This is a genomic window from Streptomyces sp. NPDC002044, from assembly GCF_040296725.1.
GTDB lineage: Bacteria > Actinomycetota > Actinomycetes > Streptomycetales > Streptomycetaceae > Streptomyces > Streptomyces antarcticus.
On sequence record NZ_JBEOXU010000188.1, the window covers coordinates 1 to 9,382 of the forward strand.

At 73.9% G+C, this 9,382-nt stretch carries 8 protein-coding genes; 6 read left to right on the forward strand and 2 right to left on the reverse strand.

What is annotated here, in order from left to right:
* The first annotated feature begins 218 nt into the window (after window positions 1–218).
* Window positions 219–974: a TrmH family RNA methyltransferase gene (locus ABT106_RS28825; protein WP_351283111.1), complete on the forward strand. Its 756-nt coding sequence runs from the start codon at window positions 219–221 to the stop codon at window positions 972–974.
* A gap of 16 nt (window positions 975–990) precedes the next feature.
* Here ABT106_RS28825 and paaN read toward each other — a convergent pair whose 3' ends face one another.
* Complete coding sequence (paaN, locus tag ABT106_RS28830) at window positions 991–2,673, reverse strand: phenylacetic acid degradation protein PaaN (protein WP_351283114.1); 1,683 nt, start codon at window positions 2,671–2,673, stop codon at window positions 991–993.
* A gap of 124 nt (window positions 2,674–2,797) precedes the next feature.
* Here paaN and ABT106_RS28835 point away from each other — a divergent pair, with 124 nt between their 5' ends.
* Together ABT106_RS28835 and ABT106_RS28840 are read left to right on the forward strand one after the other, a co-directional pair.
* A complete protein-coding gene (locus tag ABT106_RS28835) occupies window positions 2,798–4,318 on the forward strand; it encodes a 3-hydroxyacyl-CoA dehydrogenase (protein WP_351283116.1) in 1,521 nt (506 codons plus the stop codon).
* On the forward strand, window positions 4,315–4,905 hold the full coding sequence (locus ABT106_RS28840; RefSeq protein ID WP_351283119.1) for a TetR/AcrR family transcriptional regulator: 591 nt from the start codon (window positions 4,315–4,317) through the stop codon (window positions 4,903–4,905). The genes ABT106_RS28835 and ABT106_RS28840 overlap by 4 nt, the downstream gene beginning before the upstream one ends.
* Window positions 4,906–4,961: 56 nt before the next feature.
* Here the strand turns inward: ABT106_RS28840 and ABT106_RS28845 are convergent, their stop codons facing one another.
* Window positions 4,962–5,522 carry an Lrp/AsnC family transcriptional regulator gene (locus ABT106_RS28845; protein WP_502979512.1) on the reverse strand — a complete coding sequence of 187 codons (561 nt, stop codon included), beginning with the start codon at window positions 5,520–5,522 and terminating at the stop codon, window positions 4,962–4,964.
* Window positions 5,523–5,699: 177 nt separating this feature from the next.
* Between ABT106_RS28845 and pdhA the strand changes: the two genes are divergently transcribed.
* From pdhA to ABT106_RS28860, 3 genes are read left to right on the forward strand one after another with little or no spacing between them, the layout of a single operon-like run.
* Window positions 5,700–6,830 (forward strand): pyruvate dehydrogenase (acetyl-transferring) E1 component subunit alpha, encoded by a 1,131-nt coding sequence (pdhA, locus tag ABT106_RS28850; protein WP_351283128.1) that lies wholly within the window; start codon window positions 5,700–5,702, stop codon window positions 6,828–6,830.
* Window positions 6,830–7,846 carry an alpha-ketoacid dehydrogenase subunit beta gene (locus ABT106_RS28855; RefSeq protein WP_267725099.1) on the forward strand — a complete coding sequence of 339 codons (1,017 nt, stop codon included), beginning with the start codon at window positions 6,830–6,832 and terminating at the stop codon, window positions 7,844–7,846. Before pdhA ends, ABT106_RS28855 begins: the two co-directional genes overlap by 1 nt.
* Window positions 7,846–9,165, forward strand: coding sequence for a dihydrolipoamide acetyltransferase family protein (locus ABT106_RS28860; RefSeq protein ID WP_351283122.1), 1,320 nt, complete (start codon window positions 7,846–7,848; stop codon window positions 9,163–9,165). The genes ABT106_RS28855 and ABT106_RS28860 overlap by 1 nt, the downstream gene beginning before the upstream one ends.
* Window positions 9,166–9,382: the final 217 nt, after the last annotated feature.

Genomic DNA, 9,382 nt, shown 5'->3' on the forward strand with positions numbered 1-9,382 from the left:
GGCGCCGTTGCCGGGGGCTCCGCCCCGGACCCCGCGCCTCAAACGCCGGCGGGGCTGGGGGTGGCGCCTCAAACGCCGGCGGGGCTGGATGGTGTGCCTCGTGCGTGCGCGGAGCTGGGCCGTGTGTGGAGTGCCGGCGGGGTTGGGGGTGGCGCCTCGGGTGTCGGCTGGGCCTGGGGGTGTGATTTGCCGGGTTGTGGGGGTCGTAGGGTCGGGGGATGAGTGAGGATGCGGGAGCCGATGAGACCGTGCGGCTGTGGCGGGAGGCCGCCGGGCGCGAGGATCTGGTGCTGCTGGACGGGTTCCACGCGCTGAAGCACGCCCTGCGGTTCGGGGCGCGGGTCGAGGCGGTCGTCGCCGACGATCCCGCCGCCGTACGGGCGCTCGCGGACGGGCTGGCCCCCGATGTCGGGGCCGACGTGGCCCGGCTGGTGCGCCGGGCGGAGCTCAAGCGGCTGCTGGCCCGCGTGCACCCCACCGGGGTCGCCGCTCTCGCCGTACGGCCCGACCGGGAGGCCGGCCGGGCCGCCCTCGGGCGGCTGCCGCGTCCCGCGCCGGTCGTCCTGCTCGACAACCCCCGCAACCTCGGCAACGTCGGAGCCGTCGTCCGCCTGGCCGCCGGGTTCGGGGCCACCGGCGTGGTCACCCGCGGCGACCTGGACCCCTGGCACCCGAACGTCGTCCGGGCCGGGGCCGGGCTGCACTACGCCACCACCGTGGACCGCGTCGAGCTGGAGGAGCTGCCCCCGGGGCCGCTGTACGCGCTCGACCCGGAGGGCGAGGACATCCGCTCCCTCACCCTCCCGGACGACGCCGTGCTCGCCTTCGGATCCGAGCGCCACGGCATATCGCCGGAGCTGCGCGCCCGGGCCGACCACCTGGTCTCCCTGCCGATGCGGCCGCAGGTGTCCAGCTACAACCTGGCGACCAGCGTGGCCATGGCCCTCTTCCACTGGGGCGGCCCCAAGGGCTGACCGCCCCGTCCCGAGGTCACGCCTGGCGGCGGACCTCCACCACGCGGAAGCGGTTCGCCACGAACGCTCCGTCGCACAGGGCCGCGTTGGCCGCCGGGTTGCCGCCGGAGCCGTGGAAGTCGGAGAACGCGGCGGTCTGGTTGACGTACACCCCGCCGGTCAGGTTCAGCGAGAGCTGCGCCGACTCCTCCAGGCAGACCTCCTCGATCGCCCGCTCGGTGTCCGCCGACGTCGTGTACGCGCCGACCGTCATGGCGCCCTTCTCGCGCACCGTGCGGCGCAGCAGGTCCAGGGCGTCCGCCGTGGAGTCGACCGCCACCGCGAAGGAGACCGGGCCGAAGCACTCCGAGAGGTAGGCCGCGTCCGGGTCCGGCTTGGCCGCGTCGAGCTTGACCATGACCGGGGTACGGACGACCGCGTCCGGGAACTCGGGGTTGACGATCTCCCGGGAGGCCAGCGCGACCTCGCCGAGGGAGGCGGCCGCCTCCAGCCGGGCCCTGACGTCCGGGTTGACCAGCGCGCCCAGGAGCGCGTTGGCCCGGGCGTCGTCGCCGAGCAGGCCGCCGACGGAGGCCGCGAGGTCGGCGACGACCTCGTCGTACGTCTTGTGCCCGGCGTCCGTGGCGATGCCCTCGCGGGGGATCAGCAGGTTCTGCGGGGTGGTGCACATCTGGCCGCTGTACAGGGACAGCGAGAAGGCCAGGTTGGACAGCATGCCCTTGTAGTCGTCGGTGGAGTCCAGGACGACGGTGTTGACGCCCGCCTTCTCCGTGTAGACCTGCGCCTGGCGGGCGTTGGCCTCGAGCCAGTCGCCGAACTCGGTGGAGCCGGTGTAGTCGATCAGCTTGATCTCGGGGCGCACGGCCAGGGTCTTCGCGATGCCCTCGCCGGGCCGCTCCACCGCCAGCGCGACCAGGTTCGGGTCGAAGCCCGCCTCGGCGAGCACCTCGCGCGCGACCCGGACGGTCAGGGCCAGCGGGAGGACGGCGCGCGGGTGCGGCTTGACCAGCACCGCGTTGCCCGTGGCCAGGGAGGCGAACAGGCCCGGGTAGCCGTTCCAGGTGGGGAAGGTGTTGCAGCCGATCATCAGCGCGATGCCGCGCGGGACCGCCGTGAAGCTCTTGCCGATCTCCAGCGGGTCCCGCTTGCCCTGCGGCTTGGACCAGTCGGCCCGGCCGGGGACGCGGGTCTGCTCCTCGTACGCGTAGGCCACGGCCTCCAGGCCGCGGTCCTGTGCGTGCGGGCCGCCCGCCTGGAACGCCATCATGAAAGCCTGGCCGCTGGTGTGCATGACCGCGTGCGCGAACTCGTGGGTGCGGGCGGAGATGCGGGACAGGATCTCGATGCAGACCAGGGCACGGGTCTCGGGCCCCGCGTCGCGCCAGGCGCCCATGCCGGCCCGCATGGCGGGCAGCAGCACGTCCGGATCGGCGTGCGGGTACTCGACGCCCAGTTCCGGGCCGTACGGCGAGACCTCGCCGCCGGCCCAGCCGTCCGTACCGGGCTGGCCCAGGTCCAGCCGGGTGCCGCGGAGGGCCTCGAAGGCGGCGAGCCCGTCGGCCGGGGCGCTCTCGCCGTATGCCTTGGGGTGTTCGGGATGCGGGGACCAGTAGGCGCGGCTGCGGATCGCCGACAGGGCCTGGTCCAGGGTGGGCCGGTGCTGGGCGGACAGCTGGGGGACGGTGAGCTCGGCGGCCATCAGGGACCAACTCCTCGTTGAGCCGGGCGAAGGAGAGCAGACGGGAGTTAGAGTAACCGAACGATCGGTCGGGACAAGAGGGCCCGGCGGACCTGTGGATAAGTCGGTGCGGGAGGATCGGGTCATGACAGCAATAGAGCGGTCCCGGACTGTGGCGGTCGTCGGCGCGGGCACCATGGGACAGGGCATCGCCCAGGTCGCCCTTCTCGCAGGTCACCGCGTGCTGCTCTACGACATCAACGCCTCGCTCGCCGCGGACGGCGCCGGCATCGTGCAGGACCGCGTCGAGCGCATGGCGGCCAAGGGCCGTCTGGACCAGGCCGAGTCCGAGGACGCCATCGCCCGGATCGCGCCGGCCGTCTCCCTCACGGACCTCGCCGACGCCGCCCTCGTCATCGAGGCGGTCGTCGAGGACGCCGGAGTCAAGCGCGCCCTCTTCCGCGCCCTCGAAGAGGTGGTCGCGCCGGACGCGCTGCTGGCCACGAACACCTCTTCCCTCTCCGTCACCGAGCTCGCCGCCGGGCTCGCGCACCCCGGCCGCTTCCTCGGCCTGCACTTCTTCAACCCGGCCCCGCTGCTCCCGCTCGTCGAGGTGGTCACCGGCTTCGCGACCGACCCGGCCGCCGCCGGGAGCGCGTACGCCACCGTCCTGGGCTGGGGCAAGACGCCGGTGCGCTGCGCGGACACCCCTGGCTTCATCGTCAACCGGATCGCCCGCCCCTTCTACGCCGAAGCCTTCGCGGTGTACGAGGAGCAGGGCGCCGACCCGGCCACCATCGACGCCGTGCTCCGCGAGAGCGGCGGCTTCAAGATGGGCCCCTTCGCGCTGACCGACCTGATCGGGCAGGACGTCAACGAGGCCGTGACCCGCTCGGTGTGGGAGTCCTTCTTCCGCAGTCCCAAGTTCACCCCGTCCCTCGCGCAGCGCCGCCTGGTCCAGTCGGGCCGCCTCGGCCGCAAGTCGGGGCACGGCTGGTTCCCGTACGGTCCGGACGCCGTCCTGCCGCAGCCGCACACGGCCGGTCCCGAGGACGCCCCGGAGAAGGTCACCGTCGTCGGCGACCTGGGGCCGGCGGCCGAGCTGGCCGACCTGATGGAGGAGGCCGGGATCGCGGTCACGGCCACCGAGCACGGGGGGCCGTACATCCAGCTCCCCGGCGAGGGCCAGCTGGTCCTGGCGGACGGCAAGACCTCCGTCGAGTTCGCCGACGTCGTCTACTTCGACCTCGCGCTCGACTACCGCGGCTGCACCCGCGTCGCGCTCTCCGCGAGCGCGGACACCAGCGCGCGGACCCTCGCCGAGGCGGTCGGCCTCTTCCAGAAGCTCGGCAAGAAGGTCTCCGTCATCGGCGACGTCCCCGGCATGATCGTCGCGCGGACGGTGGCGATGCTGATCGATCTCACCGCCGACGCCGTCGCCCGCGGGGCGGCCAGTGCCGAGGACGTCGACACCGCGATGCGGCTCGGCGTCAACTACCCGCTCGGCCCGGCCGAATGGCACGACCGGCTCGGCCGGGACTGGGCCTACGACCTCCTCCACCACCTCGACGAACGCTGTCCCGGCGGCCGGTACGCGCCCTCGCTGGCGCTGTTCAAGCTGGGCTACGCGGCGGGCGACGAGGACGAGTCGGGGGACACGGAGTGACGACGGCCAAGCGGGACACCTACACCCCCGAGACGCTCCTGTCCGTGGCCGTGCAGGTCTTCAACGAGCGCGGTTACGACGGCACGTCGATGGAGCACCTGTCCAAGGCCGCCGGCATCTCGAAGTCCTCGATCTACCACCACGTCGCGGGCAAGGAGGAACTGCTGCGCCGGGCCGTCAGCCGCGCCCTCGACGGGCTGTTCGCCGTCCTGGAGGAGCCGGCCGCGGTGCGCGGGCGCGCCGTCGAGCGCGTCGAGTACGTCACCCGCCGGACGGTGGAGGTGCTGGTCTGCGAGCTGCCGTACGTGACGCTGCTGCTGCGCGTACGGGGCAACACCCGCACCGAGCGGTGGGCCCTGGAGCGGCGCCGCGAGTTCGACCACCAGGTCGCGGAGCTCCTCAAGGCCGCCGCGGCCGAGGGCGACCTGCGCGCGGACGTGGACATCCGCCTCGCGACCCGCCTGCTCTTCGGCATGGTGAACTCGCTGGTCGAGTGGTACCGGCCGCACCCGGGCACGAGCCAGGACCAGCTCGCGGACGCGGTGGTCAGCATGGCCCTGGACGGCCTGCGGACCGTCCGGGACTGATCTCGGCCGCCCGGCCCGCCGCGGGGGCGGTCCCGGGCGGGCAGCCCCCGTACGGCCTAGTCCTCCGTGATCGTCGGTCCGGTGGGCTGCCCGGGGCCCGGGGCCAGCAGGTCCGTCTCCTCGAACACCAGCAGGGTGCGAGTGGAGAGCACCTCCGGGATGGACTGGAGGCGGGTCAGCACCAGCTCGCGCAGGGTGCGGTTGTCCGGGGTGTGCACCAGGAGCAGGACGTCGAAGTCCCCGCTGACCAGCGCGATGTGCGCGGCGCCCGGAAGCTCGCGGAGCTGTTCGCGGACCGTGCGCCAGGAGTTCTGGACGATCTTCAGGGTGATGTAGGCGGAGGCGCCCTGACCGGCCCGTTCATGGTTCACGCGGGCGGTGAACCCGCGGATCACCCCGTCGTCGATGAGCCGGTTGATGCGGGCGTAGGCGTTCGCCCGCGAGACGTGCACCTGCTCCGCCACCGACCGTATCGACGCGCGGCCGTCCGCCTGGAGCAGCCGCATGATCGACCGGTCGATCGGGTCGAGGGCGCGAGGCGGCACCGGCGGGACCCCGGAGGCGCTCCCCGCCGGTACCGGCGTGGGACCCGCTCCGGCCATTTGTTCATCCGGCATTGCCCGATGCCTCCCTCTCCTGGACGTCCTGCACCCATACCAGGCCCCCGGCGCCAGTTTGTCCACAGCCTGGAGCCGCCTGTAGCCAAATTGCGCGGACAACCGAACAATCGGTAGGTGAGGCGCCTCACATCCGGGGCGTCCCTGCCCGCTTCCCACGAGGAGGTGTACGCCGCCATGACGGTCCAAGAGCTGCCCGGTGCCGGTGCGTCCCACCGGTCCACCCCGCCCGCCTGGAGGCCCCGTACGGACGCCGCTCCGCTGCTTCCGGACCCCGAGCCCTACCGGGTGCTGGGCACCGAGGCGGCGGACCGGCTCGACCCCGTGCTGATGCGGCGCTGCTACGCCGAGCTGGTGCGCGGCCGCCGCTACAACGCGCAGGCCACCGCGCTCACCCGGCAGGGACGCCTCGCCGTGTACCCCTCCACCGTCGGCCAGGAGGCCTGCGAGATCGCGGCCGCCCTGGTCCTGGAGGAGCAGGACTGGCTCTTCCCGAGCTACCGCGACACCCTGGCGGCCGTCGCCCGCGGTCTGGACCCCGTCCAGGCGCTGACGCTGCTGCGCGGCGACTGGCACACCGGCTACGACCCGCGCGAGCTGCGGATCGCCCCGCTGAGCACCCCGCTCGCCACCCAGCTGCCGCACGCGGTCGGCCTGGCGCACGCGGCCCGGCTGCGCGGGGACGACGTGGTCGCCCTGGCCATGGTCGGTGACGGCGGCACCAGCGAGGGCGACTTCCACGAGGCGATGAACTTCGCGGCGGTCTGGCAGGCACCGGTGGTCTTCCTGGTCCAGAACAACGGCTTCGCGATATCGGTCCCGCTCGCCAAGCAGAGCGCCGCCCCGACCCTGGCCCACAAGGCCGTGGGGTACGGGATGCCCGGCCGGCTGGTCGACGGCAACGACGTCGCCGCCATGCACGAGGTGCTCTCCGAGGCCGTCCGGCGGGCCCGGGCCGGCGGCGGACCGACCATGATCGAGGCGGTCACGTACCGCATCGAGGCCCACACCAACGCCGACGACGCGACCCGCTACCGCGGGGACTCCGAGGTCGAGGCGTGGAAGGCGCACGACCCGGTCCTGCTGCTGGAGCGCGAGCTGACCGCCCGCGGCATCCTCGACGAGGAGGGCATCCGGGTGGAGCGCGAGGCGGCCGAGGAGATGGCGGCGGCGCTCCGCGAGGGGATGAACGCCGATCCCGTGCTGGACCCGATGGACCTCTTCGCGCACGTCTACGCGGAGCAGACCGGCCGGCTGCGCGAGCAGGCGGCCATGCTCCGCGCGGAGCTGGAAGCGGGGAACGAGTGATGACGACGGCCACGGCGAAGGCCAAGGCTCCGGCCAAGCCGGCCACGATGGCGCAGGCCCTCACCCGGGCGATGCGCGACGCGATGGCGGAGGACCCCACGGTCCACGTCATGGGTGAGGACGTGGGGACCCTCGGCGGGGTCTTCCGGATCACGGACGGGCTCGCGAAGGAGTTCGGCGAGGAGCGCTGCACCGACACCCCGCTCGCGGAGGCCGGGATCCTCGGCGCCGCGGTGGGCATGGCGATGTACGGGCTGCGGCCCGTCGTCGAGATGCAGTTCGACGCGTTCGCCTACCCGGCCTTCGAGCAGCTGATCTCGCACGTGGCGAAGATGCGCAACCGCACCCGGGGCGCGATGCCGCTGCCGATCACCATCCGCGTGCCGTACGGCGGCGGGATCGGCGGGGTGGAGCACCACAGCGACTCCTCCGAGGCGTACTACGTGGCGACGCCCGGCCTGACCGTGGTGACCCCGGCGACGGTCGAGGACGCGTACGGGCTGCTGCGCGCGTCGATCGCGAGCGACGACCCGGTGATCTTCCTGGAGCCGAAGCGGCTGTACTGGTCGAAGTCCGACTGGTCGCCGCAGGCACCGGCGCGGGTCCCGGGCATCGGGAAGGCGCTCGTCCGGCGCAGCGGCACGAGCGCGACCCTGATCACCTACGGGCCGTCGCTGCCGGTGTGCCTGGAGGCGGCCGAGGCGGCCCGCGAGGAGGGCTGGGACCTGGAGGTCGTGGACCTGCGCTCGCTGGTCCCCTTCGACGAGGACACCGTCGTGGAGTCCGTACGCCGGACCGGGCGCGCGGTGGTCGTGCACGAGGCGGGCGGCTTCGGCGGACCGGGCGCGGAGATCGCCGCCCGCGTCACCGAGCGGTGCTTCCACCACCTGGAGGCGCCGGTGCTGCGGGTGACGGGCTTCGACATCCCGTACCCGCCGCCGATGCTGGAGAAGTACCACCTGCCCGGTGTGGACCGGATCCTGGACACCGTGGCCCGCCTGCAGTGGGAGAACTGATGCCGCAGGTGATGGAGTTCAAGCTGCCGGATCTCGGCGAGGGCCTGACGGAGGCCGAGATCGTGCGCTGGCTGGTGGCGGTCGGCGACGTCGTCGCCATCGACCAGCCGGTCGTCGAGGTCGAGACGGCCAAGGCGATGGTGGAGGTGCCGTGCCCCTACGGGGGCGTGGTCACCGCCCGCTTCGGTGAGGAGGGGCAGGAGCTTCCGGTGGGGGCTCCGCTGATCACCGTGGCGGTGGGCGCGGCCGCGGGGGACGAGCCGGGCGCGGAGCCTTCGGGGTCGGAGTCCTCGGGGTCGGGGAACGTGCTGGTGGGCTACGGCACGGACCACTCCCGCCAGGCGCGACGGCGGCGGGTGCGACCCGCCACCGCCGAGGCCGCGGCGCCCGCTCCGGTCCGTGCCCCCGCTCCGGCCGCCGCGGCGCCGGTCGCCGTTCCGGTGGGGGTTTCCACCGGGCCGGTGGCCGTCATCTCGCCGATCGTGCGCAAGCTGGCCCGGGACCACGGAGTGGACCTGCGGGCGCTGCGGGGGTCGGGCCGTGAGGGCCTGATCCTGCGCGCGGACGTCGAGGCGGCGCTGTCGGCGCCGCAGACCGCCGCCGCCCCGGTGGCGGCGCCGCCGCAGGCGCGGGGCGAGCGGGTCCCGCTGAAGGGCCTGCGCGGGGTCGTCGCGGAGAAGCTCTCGCGCAGCCGCCGGGAGATCCCGGACGCCACCTGCTGGGTGGACGCCGATGCCACCGAGCTGATGGCCGCCCGTACCGCGATGAACGCCGCGGGCGGGCCGAAGATCTCGGTGCTGGCCCTGCTGGCGCGGATCTGCACGGCCGCGCTCGCGAAGTACCCGGAGCTGAACTCCACGGTGGACCTGGCGGCGGGCGAGATCGTCCGCCTCCCGGCGGTGAACCTGGGCTTCGCCGCGCAGACCGATCGGGGCCTGATGGTCCCGGTGGTCCGTGACGCGCAGGGCCGCAGCGCGGAGGCCCTGTCGGCGGAGTTCGCCCGCCTGACCGAGCTGGCGCGGGCGGGGAAGCTGGCACCGTCCGACCTGACGGGCGGCACGTTCACCCTGAACAACTACGGGGTGTTCGGGGTCGACGGCTCCACGCCGATCATCAACCACCCGGAGGCGGCCATGCTCGGCGTCGGCCGGATCATCCCCAAGCCGTGGGTGCACGGCGGGGAGCTGGCCGTCCGGCAGGTCGTGCAGTTGTCGCTGACGTTCGACCACCGGGTGTGCGACGGGGGGACGGCGGGGGGCTTCCTCCGCTACGTCGCGGATTGCGTCGAGTCGCCGGCGGTGCTGTTGCGCGGCCTGTAGCCAGGGGGGGGCGGGCGGGGGTCCGGCGGGGCCACCCCTCCGCTCCCCCGCCACACCCTCGCCGCGCCGGTGGGGTGTGGCGGGGGGTGCGGTGCCGCTGCGCGGGGCTGGTCCCCGACCCGCCCTTCCACCGTTCCCCGGGCGCTGCCCGGACCCGCCGGGGCTCCGCCCCGGACCCCGCGCCTCAAACGCCGGCGGGGCTGGAGGGCGTCCCGGC

Coding starts and splice junctions, on each gene's coding strand:
- ABT106_RS28825 (WP_351283111.1), top strand. CDS start 219: ATGAGTGAGGATGCGGGAGCCGATGAGACCGTGCGGCTGTGGCGGGAG.
- paaN (WP_351283114.1), bottom strand. CDS start 2,673: ATGGCCGCCGAGCTCACCGTCCCCCAGCTGTCCGCCCAGCACCGGCCC.
- ABT106_RS28835 (WP_351283116.1), top strand. CDS start 2,798: ATGACAGCAATAGAGCGGTCCCGGACTGTGGCGGTCGTCGGCGCGGGC.
- ABT106_RS28845 (WP_502979512.1), bottom strand. CDS start 5,522: ATGCCGGATGAACAAATGGCCGGAGCGGGTCCCACGCCGGTACCGGCG.
- pdhA (WP_351283128.1), top strand. CDS start 5,700: ATGACGGTCCAAGAGCTGCCCGGTGCCGGTGCGTCCCACCGGTCCACC.
- ABT106_RS28855 (WP_267725099.1), top strand. CDS start 6,830: ATGACGACGGCCACGGCGAAGGCCAAGGCTCCGGCCAAGCCGGCCACG.
- ABT106_RS28860 (WP_351283122.1), top strand. CDS start 7,846: ATGCCGCAGGTGATGGAGTTCAAGCTGCCGGATCTCGGCGAGGGCCTG.